Origin of the sequence: Candidatus Poriferisocius sp., assembly GCF_965204015.1 — a bacterium.
GTDB lineage: Bacteria > Actinomycetota > Acidimicrobiia > Acidimicrobiales > Bin134 > Poriferisocius.
Window position 1 is genome coordinate 991,856 of the sequence record NZ_OZ241965.1, and the last position, 18,524, is coordinate 1,010,379.

Annotated in this window: 13 protein-coding genes; 7 read left to right on the top strand and 6 right to left on the bottom strand. The window is 65.4% G+C overall.

Going from position 1 to position 18,524, the window contains the following annotated elements:
- The first annotated feature begins 82 nt into the window (after positions 1 to 82).
- The 3 genes from ACOGJC_RS04600 to ACOGJC_RS04610 are packed head-to-tail and all read left to right on the top strand — an operon-like array spanning position 83 to position 6,746.
- Positions 83 to 2,347 carry an ATP-binding protein gene (locus ACOGJC_RS04600; RefSeq protein WP_419847331.1) on the top strand — a complete coding sequence of 755 codons (2,265 nt, stop codon included), beginning with the start codon at positions 83 to 85 and terminating at the stop codon, positions 2,345 to 2,347.
- Complete coding sequence (locus tag ACOGJC_RS04605; RefSeq protein WP_419847332.1) at positions 2,347 to 5,217, top strand: ABC transporter permease subunit; 2,871 nt, start codon at positions 2,347 to 2,349, stop codon at positions 5,215 to 5,217. The genes ACOGJC_RS04600 and ACOGJC_RS04605 overlap by 1 nt, the downstream gene beginning before the upstream one ends.
- The gene (locus tag ACOGJC_RS04610) at positions 5,214 to 6,746 is read left to right on the top strand and encodes a hypothetical protein (protein WP_419847333.1); all 1,533 of its coding nucleotides are present in this window, start codon (positions 5,214 to 5,216) and stop codon (positions 6,744 to 6,746) included. Before ACOGJC_RS04605 ends, ACOGJC_RS04610 begins: the two co-directional genes overlap by 4 nt.
- Positions 6,747 to 6,799: 53 nt before the next feature.
- Here ACOGJC_RS04610 and ACOGJC_RS04615 read toward each other — a convergent pair whose 3' ends face one another.
- Positions 6,800 to 9,253, bottom strand: coding sequence for an efflux RND transporter permease subunit (locus ACOGJC_RS04615; RefSeq protein ID WP_419847334.1), 2,454 nt, complete (start codon positions 9,251 to 9,253; stop codon positions 6,800 to 6,802).
- A 189-nt stretch (positions 9,254 to 9,442) separates the two neighbouring features.
- Here ACOGJC_RS04615 and ACOGJC_RS04620 point away from each other — a divergent pair, with 189 nt between their 5' ends.
- The gene (locus tag ACOGJC_RS04620; RefSeq protein WP_419847335.1) at positions 9,443 to 11,182 is read left to right on the top strand and encodes a uracil-xanthine permease family protein; all 1,740 of its coding nucleotides are present in this window, start codon (positions 9,443 to 9,445) and stop codon (positions 11,180 to 11,182) included.
- A 47-nt stretch (positions 11,183 to 11,229) separates the two neighbouring features.
- Here the strand turns inward: ACOGJC_RS04620 and ACOGJC_RS04625 are convergent, their stop codons facing one another.
- The 3 genes from ACOGJC_RS04625 to ACOGJC_RS04635 are packed head-to-tail and all read right to left on the bottom strand — an operon-like array spanning position 11,230 to position 14,540.
- Complete coding sequence (locus tag ACOGJC_RS04625) at positions 11,230 to 11,967, bottom strand: SDR family NAD(P)-dependent oxidoreductase (protein WP_419847336.1); 738 nt, start codon at positions 11,965 to 11,967, stop codon at positions 11,230 to 11,232.
- 24 nt (positions 11,968 to 11,991) lie between these two features.
- Positions 11,992 to 13,266 carry an acyl-CoA dehydrogenase family protein gene (locus ACOGJC_RS04630; RefSeq protein WP_419847337.1) on the bottom strand — a complete coding sequence of 425 codons (1,275 nt, stop codon included), beginning with the start codon at positions 13,264 to 13,266 and terminating at the stop codon, positions 11,992 to 11,994.
- The gene (locus ACOGJC_RS04635; protein ID WP_419847338.1) at positions 13,263 to 14,540 is read right to left on the bottom strand and encodes a hypothetical protein; all 1,278 of its coding nucleotides are present in this window, start codon (positions 14,538 to 14,540) and stop codon (positions 13,263 to 13,265) included. Before ACOGJC_RS04635 ends, ACOGJC_RS04630 begins: the two co-directional genes overlap by 4 nt.
- A 73-nt stretch (positions 14,541 to 14,613) precedes the next feature.
- Between ACOGJC_RS04635 and ACOGJC_RS04640 the strand changes: the two genes are divergently transcribed.
- Positions 14,614 to 14,970, top strand: coding sequence for a type II toxin-antitoxin system Phd/YefM family antitoxin (locus ACOGJC_RS04640; RefSeq protein WP_419847339.1), 357 nt, complete (start codon positions 14,614 to 14,616; stop codon positions 14,968 to 14,970).
- Positions 14,967 to 15,377: a PIN domain-containing protein gene (locus ACOGJC_RS04645; protein WP_419847340.1), complete on the top strand. Its 411-nt coding sequence runs from the start codon at positions 14,967 to 14,969 to the stop codon at positions 15,375 to 15,377. Before ACOGJC_RS04640 ends, ACOGJC_RS04645 begins: the two co-directional genes overlap by 4 nt.
- 13 nt (positions 15,378 to 15,390) lie before the next feature.
- On the opposite strand, the gene ACOGJC_RS04650 is transcribed toward ACOGJC_RS04645, so the two are convergent.
- Complete coding sequence (locus ACOGJC_RS04650) at positions 15,391 to 16,230, bottom strand: TIGR03560 family F420-dependent LLM class oxidoreductase (RefSeq protein ID WP_419847341.1); 840 nt, start codon at positions 16,228 to 16,230, stop codon at positions 15,391 to 15,393.
- Positions 16,231 to 16,304: 74 nt separating this feature from the next.
- Between ACOGJC_RS04650 and ACOGJC_RS04655 the strand changes: the two genes are divergently transcribed.
- Positions 16,305 to 17,471: a hypothetical protein gene (locus ACOGJC_RS04655; protein WP_419847342.1), complete on the top strand. Its 1,167-nt coding sequence runs from the start codon at positions 16,305 to 16,307 to the stop codon at positions 17,469 to 17,471.
- Positions 17,472 to 17,489: 18 nt separating this feature from the next.
- Here ACOGJC_RS04655 and ACOGJC_RS04660 read toward each other — a convergent pair whose 3' ends face one another.
- Positions 17,490 to 18,449, bottom strand: coding sequence for a hypothetical protein (locus ACOGJC_RS04660; RefSeq protein ID WP_419847343.1), 960 nt, complete (start codon positions 18,447 to 18,449; stop codon positions 17,490 to 17,492).
- Positions 18,450 to 18,524 lie beyond the last annotated feature (75 nt).

Below are 18,524 nucleotides of genomic sequence, written 5' to 3' on the forward strand. Positions count from 1 at the left end.
TTTCGACTTCACTCGCCAGTAAACCTGAGACCACACTCAGGTTTTGTGAAGGTCTGGCCGAACAAGTCCAGAGGGGAATTCGATGGCTGAACCCACCGAGACCGGGCTCTCGGACGCCGCAGCCGATCCGCTCGACGCCGGTGCCCTGAGCGATCAGATCGTGGCCGCGGAAGCCGAGCGCCAGGCCGACCTGGCCGCGGAACCGGAGATTCTCGACGACAACGAGCTTCCCGGCGTCGGCACCGAGGATGTCTCCTTGCGAGACGCCATCGCAATCGGGGGCGTGTCCACCATCGTGCTGTTGGGTGCACTCGACGCCACCGATGCCCTGGGGACCACTGCGCTGGGGCTCCTCGGACCTGACATCCAAGAGTCGCTCGGGGTGAGCGACGCCGTGCTGGGCACCATCACCGCGGGGGGCAACTTGTTCATCGTGGCCGGCGGGCTCTTGCTGTCGCGCATCGCGGACACCGGCAATCGCACCAAGCTGGTGGCCCTCGCCACCGTCTTCTGGTCGGCGATGACCCTGCTGCTCGGCTTCGTGCCCACCGCGTTCTGGTTCTTCATTGTGAACTGCGCCATCTCGTTCGGCCGGTCGCAGACCCATCCGGTGCAGGGCGCCATCATGGCCGACAGCTATCCCGTCGAGGCCCGAGCCCGGGTGTACGCGGCCAAAGACGTGGCGGGGCGAACGGGCGCGTTCATCGCGCCGCTAGCCGTCGGCGGGCTGGTCTCTTTGATCGGCGGGGACGACGCCTGGCGCTGGGGGTTCATCGCGGTGTCGATACCCACGCTGTTCATTGGCATGGCCATCTTCCTCCTCAAAGACCCACCCCGGGGACAATTCGAACAGCGCGCCACCATCGGCGAGGCTCTGACCGACTTGAAGCCGGGACCCATATCGCTCGGTGCCGCCTTCCAGCGGCTCTTCAAGGTGCGGACCATCAAGTGGGCGTTCATGGCCGCGGTGGCCATCGGGTTCAGCCTCATCTCCGACGGGATCTTCCTCAACCTCTACCTCGACGAGCGCTTCGACCTCGGCCCGTTCGAGCGAGCCCTGGCCAACAGCACCCCCGGGGTGATCGCGCTGTTCATGATCCCCTACGCGGCCAAGTGGTACGACGGCTTGTACCGCCGCACCCCTCCGCAGGCCATGGCACTGCTGGGCGCGCTGTTCTTCCCGATGGCGCTGTTCAGCGTTCTCCAGCTCCTGATGCCGTCACCGGTGACCTTTGGGGTGATGACCGGGCTCAGGGCGCTGTTCGCCGCCCCGGCCCTCTCGCTTTTGGGGCCCACTCTGGCCCACATCAACCCATACCGCATGCGGGCGCTGGGCTCGGCCATCGGAACGTCACTGGTATTCGGCGTCGGCGGCCTCGGAGGGGCCATTCTGATGGGCCTCATCTCCGACGCCACCTCGCCCCGCACCGCTCTGTTGGCCGTGGTCCCCGTGGCCATGGTGGCGGGGGGCCTGTTCGCCATCAACGGCGCCCGGCACATCCGATCCGACCTCTCGCTGGTGGTTGAGGAGATCAAGGAGGAGAAGGCCGAGCGAGACCGCATACAGGCCGACCCCTCCGACATCCCGGTACTCCAGCTTCGCAACGTCGACTTTTCCTACGGCCCGGTTCAGGTCCTGTTCGACGTCGACTTGGAAGTGGCCCGCGGCGAGACGCTGGCCCTCCTCGGCACCAACGGCGCCGGCAAGTCCACGGCCCTGAGAGTTGCCGCCGGCCTGGCCATCCCCTCCCGGGGCGTGGTGCGGCTCAACGGCCGGAATATGACCTTGGCCTCGCCCGAGCAGCGGGTGAGGGAGGGCATCTTCATGCTGCCGGGCGGCAAGGGGGTGTTCGCCGACTTGACGGTGCAGGAGAACCTGGAGACCGCGGCCGTCGTCATGCGCAGCGGGGCCGACACCAAGCCCGACGTGCCCGCCAGGCTGGATCGGGCCTACGAGCTGTTCCCCGAGCTCGGCCGCCGGCCCAAGACAAGGGGTCAAGACCTCAGTGGCGGGCAGCAACAGATGCTGGCACTGGCCCGAGTCATCATGCACGACCCCGAGGTGCTCATCATCGACGAGCTTTCCCTCGGCCTCGCCCCTGTCGTTGTACAGGAGCTTCTGGCCATCGTCGGGCGACTCCGCGACGCCGGCCAGACGATGATCATCGTGGAGCAGTCGCTCAACATCGCTTTGACGCTGGCCAGCCGGGCGGTGTTCATGGAGAAGGGCCATGTGCGATTCACCGGATCAGCCCAGCACCTCCTCGAGCGCGACGACCTGGCCCGAGCAGTGTTCTTGGGCCGTGGCAGGGCCGATGACACGGCGCCGGATCAGGGCGAAAGCTGATGCTGGCCGTAACGCTCACCAACCAGATCGTGTACCTGGGGTTGATAGACGGCCTGCTCATCGGCTTGTTGGCTCTGGGGATCGTCTTGATCTACCGGGCCAGCGGTGTCATCAACTTCGCAGTGGGATCGCTCGGCGTGCTGTCGGCCAGCCTGCTGGCGCTGCTCGTGCTCACCTACGACTGGCCGTTCTGGCCGGCGGCAATCGTCTCGGTGGTGGTGGGCGGCCTGATCGCCGGCGCCCTAGAGATCACCGTGATCACCCGGCTGTTCCGCGCCCCGAGGGTCATCCTCCTGGTGGCCACCATCGGGATCGCACAACTCTGCGAACTGCTACAGATCGCCCTGCCCGACATCGAGGCGTCGATGTCCGATCGGTATCCGGTGGCGGTCTCCGGCCAGTGGGAGCCGCTGGGCATCCGGATGCGAGGTGCCGAGCTGGTCGTGATCATCGCCGTTCCCGTGCTGACCGCGGCGCTCACCTACTATCTTCAGCGCACGGCCCAGGGCCGGGCCATCCGGGCGGCCGCGGTCAACCCCGACCTGGCTCGGCTCACCGCCATCAGCCCCAAGATCATCTCCACGATCACCTGGATTATTGCCGGTCTTTTGGCCGCGGTGGCGCTGATCATGGTGGCGGGGATCAACGGACAGCCCAGCGGGTTCCGGTCACTGGGCCCGGCCACTCTGGTCCAAGTGCTGGCCGCGTCCCTCATCGGGCGGTTCCGCAACTTCCCTGTGGCCCTGCTCTCCGGGGTGGGCCTTGGAATCCTCCGGTCGGTGCTGGTGTTCAACTGGCCGACCACGTCGGGGCTCTACGACGGGGCGCTCTTCCTCGTCGTCATCGTCGCCACCCTGATGGCCAGCCGACGGCAGTCCAGCAGCGACGAGTCGTTCTCATTCGTGCCCACAACCCGCCCGCTTCCCCACGCGGTGGCCGGGCTCTGGTGGGTGCGCAACTCAGGCCGCATCGGCATCGGCTTGCTCATCGCCGCCGGGGCGATCCTCCCCTTCGTGCTGACCCAGGCCTCGCGCCAGCTCCTGTTCAGCGAAGTGCTGCTCTTTGCCCTGATCGGGCTGTCGTTGGTGGTGCTGTCTGGTTGGACCGGGCAGATCTCGCTGGGACAGGCCGCCCTGGCCGGCATCGGCGGCCTAACGGCCGCCGCCCTGGCCGCCGGTCGCGACATCGGGATCGGCGTTGGCGGGGCACATTTCACCCTGGGGCTGCCCGAGATCCACTTCTATGCGGCTGTGCTGATTGCGGCGGCAGCCACAGGAGTTGTCGCCGTGATTGTCGGATTGGGCGCCCTGCGGGTCCGCGGCTTTCACCTGGCCATCGCCACCCTGGCGCTGGCCCTGTTGGGACAGCAGTTCCTGTGGCGGCGGCCGTTCTTGTCCGGCGGCTCCTACTCTGTCTCGCTTCCCCGAGCCGAGGGGCCCATCGACCTGGCTCAACAACGCACCTACTACTACCTCGTGCTGGTGGTTCTGGCCGCGGTGATAATCCTTGTGGCCAGGATGCGGGCCACCGGAGTGGGACGCCGATGGCTGGCGGTGCGGGACAACAGCACCGCAGCGGCGGCGTACACGATCTCCCCCTCCCGAGCCGGAATCCAGGCCTTTGCCGTCTCTGGGGTGATCGCCGGGCTGGCCGGCGGGCTGATGGCCGGTTTGTACGTCTCCATCGGGCTGACCGAACAGTTCCAGCTCCAAGACTCCATCAAGGTGGTCGCCATCGCGGTCATCGGGGGTGCCGGCACCGTCGTCGGGCCGATTCTCGGCGCCCTCTGGATTGTCGGGCTCCCCGCCGTCTGGCCGACCAACGCCCTCGTGCCGCTTTTGACCACTTCGCTCGGGCTGCTGGGTCTGCTGATGTACTTCCCCGGCGGATTCGCCCAAGTGGTGTTCACCGCACGCGACCGCTTCCTCGATTGGTACGCGGCTCGGCTTCCCGAGCCCGAGCCGGTGCCCAAACGCGATGTGACCAGCGTGGTGTCCCGAGCTGATGCCGCCCCCGCCGCCGGTCCGGTGCTCATCGCCAACGAGGTCACGGTTACCTTCGGCGGCCTCGTGGCGGTCCACAATGCTGCGATCCAGGTTCACGCCGGCGAGGTCGTGGGATTGATCGGCACCAACGGGGCCGGCAAGTCCACGCTGATGAACGCCATCAGCGGGTTCGTCCCCTGCACCGGTCGAATCGAGTTCGAGGGACATCCCATCGAGAAATTGCCCGCCGACCGGCGAGCCTCACTCGGCCTGGGCCGGACGTTCCAGCAGGCCCGGCTGTTCCCCGACCTGACCGTCCTGGAGACCCTGGCGGTGGCCTCCGAATCGCGCCAGCGCACCTCTTTCACCGCCGCGGTCGCCCACTTGCCCAATGGGTACGGCCGCGATCGCGCCCAGCGGGCCCATGCCCAAGACATCGCCGACTTCCTCGGGCTCGGCGCCTATACCGACCGATTCACCTCCGAGCTGTCCACCGGGACTCGCCGCATAGTCGAGCTCGGATGTCTTCTGGCCTTGGAAGCCCGGATGCTGTGCCTCGACGAGCCGACCGGGGGCGTGGCCCAAAGAGAGGTCGAGGCCTTCGCCCCGCTGCTCTTGGCCATCAAAGACCATTTGGGCGCCGCCATGCTGGTGATCGAGCACGACATGCCCATGATCATGAACATAAGCGACCGGATCTACTGCCTGGAAGCCGGCGATGTCATCGCGGAGGGCCCGCCCGCCGAGGTTCGCAACGACCCCGCGGTCATCGCCTCCTACCTCGGCACCGACGAACGGGCCATCCAACGGTCGGGGGACGCCGCTTCAGCCGACATATCGCCTACCTCAGACCCACCCAATGCCCCACTCGGGGAGGAAACATGAAGAAGCTATCCATTCTATGCGCCGTATTCGGCCTGCTTGCCGCCGCCTGCGGGGGCGGCGACTCGGGAAACGGAGACGGTCCTACCGGCCAAGGGCCATCTCCGACTCCAGTCGCCGCCCCCCCGACGATCGAGGGCGATAGCGCACCCGATGATTCTGCGTCCCATGGCGCGGTCGACGACTCCCAGCCCGAGACCGAAGATGCAGCCGGTGACCAGGCAACTGCTGCGCCTGATAGCACGGCGCCCTCCGACGGCGACATACCTGAAACAGAGGAAGTGGCAGCCACCCATCCCATCTTCCAGCCTCCGTGCGCAGGGGAGGGCGAGCTCGGTGCCACCGCCACCGGGGTTACCGAGGACACCATCAAGGTCGGCGCGCCCCAAGTGGACTTCGAGGAGCTGGGGAATCTGGGCATCGCTCAAATCGAGCGAGGCGACTATGAGGTGATTCTGCAAGCTCTAGCCGATGAAGTGAACGACAACGGGGGGATCTGCGGCCGCATGGTTGAGCCGATCATCTACAAGTTTTTACCCTTCGGCACCGACACTTCGCTGGCCGGATGCGTCTACTTCACCGAGGACGAGCAGGTGTTCGCCGTGCTGGGCGAATTCACCAGAGTGCCCGCCGGAAACCTCTGCGTGACCGAGAGCCACAGCACCGCCCTCCTCGGCGCTCCCTACACCGCCGACGATCTGGCCCGCGCCAATGCGCCCTGGGTGGCTCTGGAGATTGCCGACGACCGGCTGATGTCGGTGTTTGTGTCCGCGTTGGACCAAGCCGGCCTGCTGGCCGATGTCGGCCGGGTTGCCGTGCACTCCGATATAGAACGAAAAGATAGGGTCGACAACGTCCTCGTCCCCGCCCTTGAGGCCGCCGGAGTGGACATCGTCGCCCGGACGGTGTCCGACGCGCCTCCCGGCGACATCCAAGCTGGAGCGTCGATCTGGCGCACATTCCTGGAGATCTACCGCAATGCCGACGTGGACACCGTGTTCCTTGAGGGCGACACCAACGTATCGGTCGAGCAGATCATCCAGGGAGGACTTGAAGTCGACGTGTTCAGCGTTGACCACGGTCCATTCGGATTCGGGCTGAGAGACTCCAGCGACCCCAGCTATTTCGACGCGTACTCGATCGGATCGCCCTACTCCGGAGATGAGACCAACCGGCGAACGGATGACTGCATTGACATATTCGAACGCCGAACGGGAATCCAAGTGATCTCCCCGTCACTGGTGCCAGACGACGGGATCAACTGGCATACCCCGGTGCTCGGGGGCTGCCGTATCATGGACCTCTTCGCGCAACTCGCCGCCGCGGCCGGCCCGAACCTCACCAACGAGACCCTGCAAGCGGCAATCGACGGCTTCGGGTCGATCGAGTTGCCCAACGAGGCCTTCGCCTCGCTGGGGGTTGACAAGTACGACGCCCGAGACGGTGTCGTGCTGATGAAGTGGGATCACGAGGCCGACGAAGGTGAAGGCAATTTCGTCGTCATCTCCGAACTGATCGACACTTCCGGCTGACGAAGCCCAGAACCGTCCAGGAGCTCCTAGGCCACCGCCCACGAACTTCTGGGTCAGGCCGGCGCCAGGGTCCTAGTGCCTGCCTTTCTCCACTGGTGGTAGGCGGCCCAGGTCACCAGCATGGGAGGCAAGACCACCACCGCCGCGATCAGGGAGTAGACGACGGTGATGGCGGTGAGCAGTCCGAATTGGCCCATGGGCGGAATCGGACTGAACACCAGCACACTGAAGCCCAGCGCAGTGGTTAGGGCTGATCCGATGAGCGCGCCTCCGGTGGTGTGCATGGTGCTGCTGATGGCCTCTTTGATCGACTTGCCATGGTGCTCGTGCTCTTCGACGAAGCGATGGGTGATGTGGATGGTGTAGTCCACACCGATGCCGACCGACAGAGCGGTGATAAGCGCGGTGACCACGTTGTAGCTGAAGCCGAGCAGCACCATCGTGCCCAGAACCCATACCAGCACCAGCAAGATGGGCAGCACCGCCAGCACCGCCAGCATGGGGCGGAACTCGGTGACCCAGAAGAACAGCACGAGCACGATCAGCGCGGCCACGATGGTGAGCGCGATGGCGGAGGTCTGGCTGTCGATGAGGCTGTCGGTGATCTCCAGCGAGGTGATCTCGGTGGCCACCGGAGTTATGTCCTCGTCGTCTCCAAACCACAGGCCGTCCACATCGGCAAATAGGTCGCGGGTCCGATCGGGATCGCCGGTCAGCGCGCTGAACTGGAGAATGGTCCGGTCATCGTCGCCAAACGGGTCCAACGCCACCACTGCGTCAAACGCAGCAGGGTCGTGCGATCGTATGAGCTCCAGCGTGTCGTCGATCACCGAGCTGTCGATCGCCAGGGGGTGGGGGCGGCTCAAGGCCAGATCGCTTTCAATCTGCGATCGGATCTCCGGGGGCAGCGACCGGGCATAGTTTCCCAGCGACAAGGTGATTCCGCTGCTCACCGCCTCCGGTTTCTGGAGGGGGTCTTCGATTGCCGCGGCAAAGTCCAGGAGGTTGCGTATGGTGCGGTCGTTGGACAGGTCCGACTCCACCAAAACGGTAACCGGCTCGCTGTTGCCGCCGAAGTTCTCCGTCAGGAACACCACGTCTTCTTTGCTCTCGGTGCCGTCGGGAAGGAGATCGGTGGAGTTGAACGACGCCCCCAGGCCGGCAGCCGTCGTCCCCAAGAAAAGCGTCGCGAATCCGGCCAGCACCAGAATCGCCGCCGGCCTTTTGACCGTGAGGCCGCCGATGGCCTCCACCACGTGGCCCGCGCCGGGAATGGACTGGTCGATGGGAACGATCTTGGGCTGCTTGCCCTTGGCCTGAGCCCGCCGGTCGAGCAGCACCCGGGTGGCGGGCACCGCGGTGAGGAACACGAACAGCCCGCAGGCCACTCCCCCGCCGGCCACCACGCCGAAGTCGGCGAGGCCGGATATCTCGCCGAACAGATTGGTCAAGAAGCTGACGATGGTGGTCACCCCGGCCAAGCCCAGCGGCAGCATCACGAAGGCCACCGATTTCGAGATGCCCGCCGACGGCTCGGCGCCTTGCGCCCTGATCTCCCGGTAGCGGGATGTGTACTGGATGCCGTAGTCCACGCAGAGCCCGATGAGCATCACCGGCACCATCTGGGCCAAGGCGCTGGGCGCCCCGATAAGACCCAGCCCCTTCGGGCCCACCAGTCCCTGGAAGCCCAAGGCCCACACGATGGTGAGAATCAGCCCGCCCAAGCTCAAGAGCACGTCGCTGAACCTGCGGAAGAACAAGGCCAACAAAACGGCGATCACCACGAACGCCAGAATCATCAGCAGGGCCTGCGAGGACGACGAGGACTCGTCCGACTCCTTTGAGACCTTGCCCGGCGACAGAGTCCGGGCCGACTCGAGCTCGGCGAGCTCCAGCGCCTTCACCGCCTCGTCAACAGAAATTTGGGCGTCGGCCAGACCCTCGAAGTCGTCGTGGGCGTTCACCGTCACGATGCCGATGCCACCCACCACATCGCCGCTTTGGTCGCGGGCGACCAACTCGTTGAGCACCGACACCAGCCCGGCATTGGCCTCGTCGGCAATGGCGGCATCGACCTCGGCCTGAGGCACAGACGCCAAGTCGATCGTGCCTGGGTCGCCTCCTGGTCCCGCGAGGATGGCCGACAAGACATGGCCTGGCGACGTCGGGGGCCTTGCCGCAAACAAATAGTCCGACAATTCCGGGTGGGTTGCGGCGATTGCCGTGGCAGCCCTCGCATCGGAGGCCCCTGCGGAACTCAGTACATTGCCCCGCAGCACTACCTGCACGGATTGAAGCTGGGCCGATTCCGGAAAGCTCTCCGCCAGCTTGTCGCGGGCCGCCACCAGCTCACTGCCATCGGGGAGGAATGCCCCCTGCTCGCTGTCATCGCTCGCCGTCAAGCCAAGGCCCACCACCGCTACCACGGTGAGAACCAGCACCACTCCCAGTGCGGTCCGCGGTCGATAGCCCACCCATCGGCCATAGGCGCGAAAAAACTCGGTCACACCTGCCTCATTCCCGAAGTAATTCTCGGGCTGCTGTCGGTTTTATTCCTCAACAAACACGAGGTTATCCTCACTTTTGTTGGAAGCGCAACGTATGTCCTGCACTCTCTTCAAGCTCTGATCAGCAGAAGTCCTCCGTCAGTTTTGGAGCGACTAGGTCTAGGCTCGTTGTGGGAGATTGGCTGACTAGTGACTGCCGATAGCGGCGAACAGCCCATCCGATTTGAGCCAGAGGAATCGTGTCCTCCGGCGATCGCGTTGCTGGTGGGCTTTCAGGGCGCGGCGCTGGTGGTCGCTCCGACGGTGCTGAACGTAGCGATCGCCATTCGCTCTTCGGGACTCGACGACAGCTATCTGACGTGGAGCGTGTTCTCCGCCATGGTGATCTGTGGCGGCATAACGGCATTGCAAGCGTCCCGGTTCCAGCGTTTCGGCGCCGGCCATGTCGTGCTCGCCTGGCCAGCGGCGATGTTCATCGCCATCATGGTGGCGACGGTCACCGCGGCCGGGCTGGCGACATTCGCCAGCCTGATGATCGTTTGCAGCTTGATGCAGGTCGCGCTGGCCTGGTGGCTGCCGGCACTGAGGCGAATCGTCACCCCGACTGTGTCGGGCACGGTGACGATGCTGATCGCCGTCAGCGTGCTGCCCATCGCGTTCGACACCGTCGAAGACCTGCCGGCCGACGCCCCAACCTCGGCGGGCCCGGTGATCGCCGGAGCGACGCTGCTGGTCTCGGTGATCGTGGCGCTGAAGACCAGCGGACGCTGGCGCCTGGTAGCGCCGTTCAGCAGCATCTTGGCCGGATGCGCGGTCGCGGCGGCATTCGGCGTGCTCGACGGCGACCGGATCACCAGCGCCGGTTGGTTCGGCATCCCCGATGTACCGTCCCTCAGCGTCGATCTCACCCCGAGCAAGGAGTTCTGGGTGCTCTTGCCCTCGTTCGCCATTCTCACCCTGGTGCTCGGTCTCAAGACGATCAGCGATGGAGTGGTGATTCAGCAGGGCTCCCGTCGACAGCCGCGGGCCATCGAATTCCGTCAGATCCAGGGCATGGTCAGCGTCAACGGCGTCGGCATGCTGCTCTCTGGGCTTACCGGCACGCTGCCGACGATGGCCAACTCCTCATACAGCCTGTCGCTGATCAACCTCACCGGCGTCGCCGCCCGCCGAGTGGGCATCGGCGTGGCCACCGCCACCGTGTTTCTGGCCTTGTTCTCCAAGTTCACCGCGGTGTTGTTGACCATTCCCGGACCGGTGTTGGGCGCCTACCTCATGCTCGCCATGGGCATGCTCTTCGTCAGCGGCTGTCAAACGGTGCTGCGCGACGGCTTGGACTCCCGGCGCATGCTGGTGGTGGCGCTCGCCAGTGCGTTGGGCCTGGGACTGCACGGACACCCCATAACCCGTGACATCTTTGGCGATGACTATGGCGAGCTGCTGGGAAGCGGCGTCACCATCGGCGCCATTGCTGCGATCGCCATGACCCTGCTACTCGAAGCGATGAGCACGCGCCGGTCGCGCCTCGAGGTAACCCTTGACTCAGCTTCGATTCCGGTGATCGACGAATTCCTTATTCGGTTGGCATCCCGGCTCGGATGGAACGAGGCATCCACGCTGCGGCTGCGATCGGCCGGTGAAGAGACCCTGGCCAGCCTGCTAGCCCAAGAAGACGGCGCTGAGGACACAGAGCAGCCGCGCCTGAACATCACGGCGCGACCGCAGGGCACGACGGTGGAACTGGAGTTCGTTGCCACCACACGCCAGGAGAACATCGAGGATCAGCTGGCGTTTCTGACCGACGAGGTCGCCGTGCCATCAGCCGACGATCTCTCGCTGCGACTGTTGCGCTTCCACGCCTCTGCGGTGCGCCACCAGAAGTACCACGGCGTAGACATCGTGACGGTGCAGGTCGAGGGCAGCGGCTGATGTCTGGTCGAGTAGACAGCCGCCCGGCCTTGGGCACGCCTGTGGGGTCAGCTGGTGATGGAGCCGCCAGCTAAGGGGATGGTCTGGGCGGTCATCCAGGAGGCTTCCTCGGAAGCGAGGTAGGCACACAGGGCGGCGACGTCTTCGGGGGTGCCCAGTCGCCGGGTGGGGATGGCCCTGGCCAACTGATCGGTGACACCAGTGTCGCCGGTGTTCGACATCAGCCCTAGGGCTATGGAGTTCACGGTGACCCCCGTTCGGGCCACCTCGAGCGCCACCGAGCGGAGCAGCCCGGCTGCGCCGCCCTTGCCGGCCGAGTAGGCCGCCACGCCGATGTTCACGCCCACGGTCCCCGCCCCCGACACCACGCCGATGACCCGGCCCCAGCCCCGCTCGATCATCCCGGGCAGAACGGCGTGGGTGCAGTTCATGACTCCATCGAGGTTGACGGCCAGTGGTCCGGCCCAGTCTGTGGGCTCGGTCTCGGCGAAGGGCTTGACCTGCATTAATTCGGCCCCCCCATTGCCGGCATTGTTGACCAAAATGTCGATGGGCCGATCAGCAATCGCCGCCCGCACCGCATCGCCGTCGGTCACGTCGAAGGGCAGCGCCTCAGCGGAGTGGCTGGCAGACGCGATCTCATCGGACACTTCACCGGCCCGGTCGGCAACGATGTCGTTGACCAGCACGTGGGCCCCCTGAGACGCCAGCGTGTGGGCCACCCCCGCGCCGACATTCTGCCCCGCGCCCGTGACCAGCGCGGTTTTGCCGTCAAGATTGAACATGGATGTCGCTCCCTTTCTTCCCAGCTATCTGGGGACGTCCTGCCAGGCTAGGGCGTGGTAGGGGTCGGGCTCACGGGGGAGGCCGAGCACTTTCTCGCCGATCACGTTCTTGTTGACCTCAGTGGTGCCCCCCTCGATGGTATTGGCCCTGCTTCGCAGCATGCCCTTGGAGGCATAGGGCATGTGAGCAGCCCAGGCTTCGATAGAATCTTGCTCTTCGGACGGATCGCCGGGCATCCAGGCCACCGATCCCATGCCCGCCAGATCCGCAGCGGCCAGCTGGAGTGCCTGGTTGATCTGGCTTTGTTGCACCTTGCCGATCGACGCCGCCGGCCCTGGCGTGCCTCCGGCCTTGATCGTGGCTCGAACGCGGTCGTTGGTCCACGCCCGAATCTTCTCCTCGGAATAGAGCCGCATGAGGCGGTCGCGCTCCACCGGGCCGATGCCATCCTGTTGTGCCTGATTTAGGAGGCTGTCGATTCCCCCGCCGCCTATGCGGTCGACGCCGCCCGAGCCAGCCCCGGCCACCATCTGGCGCTCGCCGGCCAGGGTGGCCCCGGCCACCCGCCACCCGTCGCCCGCAGTGCCCACCCGGTAGAAGTCGGGCACCCGGACCTCCTCAAGCCACACCTCGTTGAAGTCGATCTCACCACCGATGTGGCGCAGGGGACGCACCTCGACCCCGGGCGACGACAAGTCGACCAGGAAGTAGGTAATCCCCCGGCGCTTGGGGACGGTGGGATCGGTGCGGGCCAGACAGATGGCGAACTCCGACTCGTGGGCCCACGTGCTCCACACCTTCTGGCCGGTGAGAATCCACTCATCTCCGTCTCGTTCAGCCCGCATGGCCAGCGAGGCCAGATCGGAGCCAGCGCCGGGTTCGCTGAACATCTGGCACCACCGCTCTTGGTTGGCCACCATGGGGGGAAGAAAGCGCAGGCGCTGCTCCTCGGTGCCGTGGGCGAACAGCGCCGGGGCCGTGTTGTGCAATCCGAGCGGATTCAGTCGCCCCAGGTTGAGCGGGGCAATCACTGCTTCGGCCACCCGGGCCTTGGCCGGCGGCAAGTCGAGGCCCCCGTATTCCACCGGCCAGGTGGTCACCGCCAGCCCGGAAGCGGCAAACGTGGGGTACCAGGCCTCGTAGTCCTTCCGTGGCCTTACTTCCCGGATGGCCCGCCGCCCACCGGGGGCGGCGTCACGCCACGATTGGGGGACGTGCTCGGCCACCCAATCGGCGACCGCGGCGCGGATCTCATCATCGCTGCTCGATGAGTCGATCGGCAGCCGCTCGGAGTTCATTCTGCCGACATCGCCTCGAACCGCTCGACGAGCGCATCCAGCGTCTCCGCTGCGGTGGTCGCCCCTCCCGGCGGCGTGGGCAACCTCACCGGACCGTGCTCCCGGCTCGGCAAAAGGATCGTGGCGTGACCCGGGCAGGTGACCTCACCCCGCTGGTTCTCGCCGTAGATGTCGAGGTCGACGGCGGGGACGCCTTCGTCGTTGCGGTACTTGCGGGTAACCGTGCCCCGCATCCAGTGGGTGTCGCCCACATAGTTGAACCGGCGGAACTCCACGTCGAGGGAGGCCAGCCAGGCGTCGTCGCCCATCCAGTCGGTGCACAGATGCACCAGCCAGGTCTCGCGCATCCGGCCGTAGTCGTAGATGGCCGGGTTGCCCGCCCGCCGGGCCCACTCGGGATCCCAGTGGACCCGCTGTTGGACATCGGGAATGTTGAGGTCGTCCGGCCGGAAGAACCCCGGCACCCGCTGGCGCTGCTGCACTCCGAGCCGCAGTGCCTTGACCCCGTAGAGGCCCATGCCCATGCCGGTGTGCCACACCACCATGTCGGTGACCCGCATCGGCCCCTTGACCAGCGGCGGCAGCTCGTCGCCCTCCTCCACGTCTTCCCACCAGCGAGGCTCAGCCCCTCGCCGGCGCTCGGGCTCGGTGCTCACCGCCTCGGTGATCTCGGCGATCTGCTCATCGGTGTAGGGCTCGATCTCGATGTCGCTGTACTTCCCCTTGCCCTCGTCGGCCTTGCGCTCCACCGCCCGGCGGTCGGTGCGGATCATCAGCCGATACTGGGCCGACAGCACCGCCCCCTGGGTGGCAAACACCTCCGCCGTCCACTCGTGCACGGTGCGGGCCGCGAACTCGCTGGACTTGTCGTGCACGCCCACCAGGGCATTTCGCCGGGTGACCCGCATCCCTGGGCGCAGCGGCCCCCACCACTCCCGATAGCTGCCCGAGTAATAGGCGTGGGCGCCCTTGAGCGGGTCGCCCTTGAGCAGCGCCTTGGTGTCGGAGTCGAGCTTATCAACCTCGTTCTCCCCGATGAGCGTGTCGCCGCCATTCATGTTGGGCGACGAGATCGGCCCGCCCCACACGGTGCCTGCCCCATAGTCGGGATCGCACCACAGCGGGTTGTCGTCGCCGAAAGCTTCCGCCACCTGGCGAAACGCGTCGGTATTGGGCTCGCGATACCAAGGAGGCTGAGGATGCGGCTGAGCAATCCCAATCCGAGCCCGCAGCCGAGCAATGGCCTCGTCGGTTATCGCACCCCCATCCGACACGGACCGGACTGTACCCGACGACCCACAAAAAATGCTGTTGCCGTAGTTTGTACGCTTTGTACAATCTGGGGTCATGGCTTCCGATTACACCGGTCAAACCGACTCATCGAAATTCGCAATCGAGGTGCTCAGCGTTCCGGTAAGCAAGTTCCGGGCCAACCTCGCCGAACTCCTCGACGAACTCGGCGAGCAGTACAAAGAAATCACGCTCACCAAGAACGGCAAAGTGGTGGCCCATATCCTGCCGCCCAAATACCTGGTGCCGTCGTTCGAGGGCCGCTACGCAGACATCATTCAAATTCCCGACGGAGTCGACATCGACAACCTCGGCGCCTGTGACGACGACTGGGAGGAGCAGATGGACGCCAGCTGGGAGCGCTCAGTGAACTACAGCAAGTACATGGCCGAGAGCGGTGACCGACAGACATGATCATCCTGGACACCAATGTGGTCCTGCGCGTCACTTACGAGTTGGGCACAGAAGAGGTCTCTCGGAGCACCCGAGATTTTGTTGTCGATTCGCAGCGGCGAGGTGAGGCTGCCATCAGCGCGGCCACAATCTGGGAAATCGGGGAGCAAGCCGACAAGGGGAAGCTCCAAACGGATCTTGCCTTGTTCATGGATCGTCTTGCGGAAGACCAGGTGATCATCATCCCCATTGACGGAAATATCGCCACCCGCGCCGTTCAGCTTCGTAGGGAATGGGACGAAAAGGACCCCGCCGACCGGTTCATCATGGCCACCGCCATACTCACAAACAGCCAACTGGTCACCACAGATGCCCAGATGATCGCGTGGAACGGCCCCGCCCGAGTCGTGGACGCCCGCCAAAGATAGACACCACTCCTGTTCAGCCAGCCTCGACAAGTTTCTCCAGAGCGTCGGCCATGTCGTGGACGGAGGCGGGTTCTACCGGTGAGAAGGGGTAGAGGATGGCTAGGTCTAGGCCGGCGGCTTTGAACTGCTCGGCTTGGGTGATGACGTTGTCGATGGGGTCTTCGGCTCGGTAGATGAGGTGGGTGGAGGTGGTGATCTCGGCGGGGTCGCGGCCGATCTCCTCGCAGCACTCGACCAGTCGGGCCTTGACCTCGGCGAACTTCGCCACCTCGCCGCCGGGGAAGTTCCAGTGGTCGGCCCACTTTGCCACTAAAGGCATGGTCCGGCGGGGGCCGGCACCGCCGATGACGATGGGAGGGGTGGGCTGCTGGGGGCCTTTGGGCTCATTGCGGGCGTTGGTGAGGGTGTAGTAGCGGCCATCGAAGTTGGTGATCGGCTGGCCGAGCAGCGAGACCACGCACTCCAGATACTCCTCGAACCGGTCGAAACGCTCGGCGAGGCTGATCCCATACGCCCCGGCCTCCACCTCGTTCCAGCCGGCGCCGAGCCCCAGGTCCAGCCGGCCGCCCGACACGATGTCGAGCGACGAGGCCATGGCCGCGCAAAGCCCGGGATGCCGGTAGGGGGCGGCGTTGACCATCGACCCGATCCGGATGCGTTCGGTGGCCTGGGCCAGCGCGCTCAGGGTCACCCACGCCTCCAGACATGGGCCCTCCTCGCCGCCGTAGATGGGATAGAAGTGATCGAATACCCAGGCCGACTCGTAACGGGGATCGGCGTCGAGCTCCCGCCAGGTCTCCAACATGACCGACCACTCGATGTTCTGGGGCATGGTCTTGAACGCGAGCTTCATGGGGTACCTCCGATGCTTCTTTCTATCGCTCTCGGGCCGCTTAGAGTGAGCGGGAGCTTGAGGAAGGGTCCACCATGACTAATGAAGTAGCCGCACGCGAGCGCTTGATGACCGGTGAGGCGTGGAACGACTTCTGCGACACGCTGCGAGCCGCGGGCCAAGTGGTGGTCGAACGCACTCCCGACGCCAACGAACAAGACCGGGTGGAGGGATTCCGCTACCTGACCCGCATGTCGTTGATGGCCTATATGCGCTGCATCGAGAGCCTCCCCCCGATGGAGAAGACGTCGATTTGGATCATCCCAGCCCCCATGAAAGGCGGCCAGGGGGTCCAGTCGCCCGACCAGGATCATGTGGTCCAGCACATCGACTCCACCAAGCAGTACCGGGTCACCGGCCAGCGGGGCTCGGCCCCCTACGTCCACATGTCGGCATGGACGCCGAAGGTGCCCGACTGGGTCGGGGTGGAATCAGTGGGCGAGCGGGCTGTCGCCGTGCTGGAGGAGTTCAACCCGAGCTGGTCGCAAACGCCGTTCACCGCCCTGCTCGACGAGTTCACCGACGGCGCCGGAAACGTCGATTTCGTGCTTTCGGTGGACGATCCCGGCGTCGACAACTGGATGGCTGTTGCGCCGGAGACCCGAGAGCTGATGATGCGAATCGTCTACGACGACCGCGACGCTCAGTCGGCGCCTCGGCTGATGATCGAGCCCCTCGAACCCACCCCGGTGATTCACACGCCGGACGCGGCCGAGATGTCGAAACGGCTGGCCATCGCGGCCCAGATGGTGCTCTCGGTGCAGTCCGACTACTCCGACTGGACCGACACGCTGCTCAAGGAAGAGAACCAGTTACAGCTCACCACCGAGCACTATCTCCGGGTGGGCGGCTCCCCCGACGACCGCCACTTCGAGTTCGGCTATTGGCGCATCGGCGAGGGCGAGGCGCTGATAGTGGAGTTCAAGCCCCCGGTGTGCCGCCAGTGGAACTTCCAGCTGTGCAACCACTGGATGGAGAATCTGGCCAACTACTTCACCGGCCAGGGCTACGCATCGTCCCAAGACGTCGAGTCCGACGCCGACGGAGTGGTGCGGCTGGTGGTGGCGGCTGAGAAGCCGGCGTCGGGCGTCTGGGTCGACCCCGCGGACCGCGACCATGGCGTGATGGGGCTGCGATTCGTGGAGCACGAGTCGATCCCGGAGATCACCACAAAGCTGGTGCGCCTCTCCGATCTGGGCTGACGCCAAAGCGGAGGCTGATCAGTAGTCGAACACCGAGGGCAGCGCGTCCATGGGGCGGGCCTCGGGGTAGTGCTCGGCGATCGTGGCCGCGTGGTCGGGATCGTCGTCGATGCGGTTGGGGTCGAAGCGAGCGTCGATCCCCCGCTCCTCCAGGTCGGCGTTGAAGCGGGCGGCGATGTCGTCGCGGCTCAGGGGATTGGAGGCCAGTCTGTTCTTGTGGTCGGCGTCGATGTACACATCGGCCTTCCACAGCACGCTGATCCGGACGTCGGCCAGCGGCGTGCGGTAGACCTCCTCGCCGTGGTCGGTGACCACCCAGTCGCCGTCGGGGCTGCCCGCCGGGGCAAACTCAGCCATCGGAGTGACCATGGGCGTGCCGATATCGAACGGGCCGATGGCGTTGACCTGGTGGAACATGCCGTGGTTGTCGCCCATGAGCGCGGTGTTGGCCATGTTGCCCACATGCTCCTCGGGCGGTTGGTCGGGACCGTAGGGCCAGTAGCGGATACCGCCACCGTCCACATCGTTGAGCCACCAAATGGCGGTGGCCTGCGGGAACGACAGGTCTTCGAACAGGCCCGACCACAGCATGGCCCTGAGCAGCCACATCGGGGTATTGGTGCGGTCGCGGCCCGCGAAGCGGGGGTTGTCGGTATGAGCCGGCCCTGCTTGGGGAATGGCCATCATCTGGTTCACGTACACGCTGTGGGGTTCCACGATCTCGGCGCGGTAGAACGCCTTGGCCGAGTCGATGTAGGCCGGATTGTCCAAAAACACCTCCGACCCCGGCACGGCGATGGTCTCGTTCACCCAGTCGTCCCGGAACCAAAGCGGACGGGTGCGAGCGTGGGGATCAGCCCCAGGGTTGTACCAACCTCCCAACGGCACATAGGGGGCCTCTTGGGCCAGCAGCTTGATCGCAGCCCCGACATCGTCGAGCACATCAGTCAGCAGAATCGGCGGGTCAGAAACATGCATCGCCCTCGACGGTACCATTCGATGTGATGTCGTCGCGTAAGCCGCATCCACGAGCTGGGCTTGACCGCGATGAGA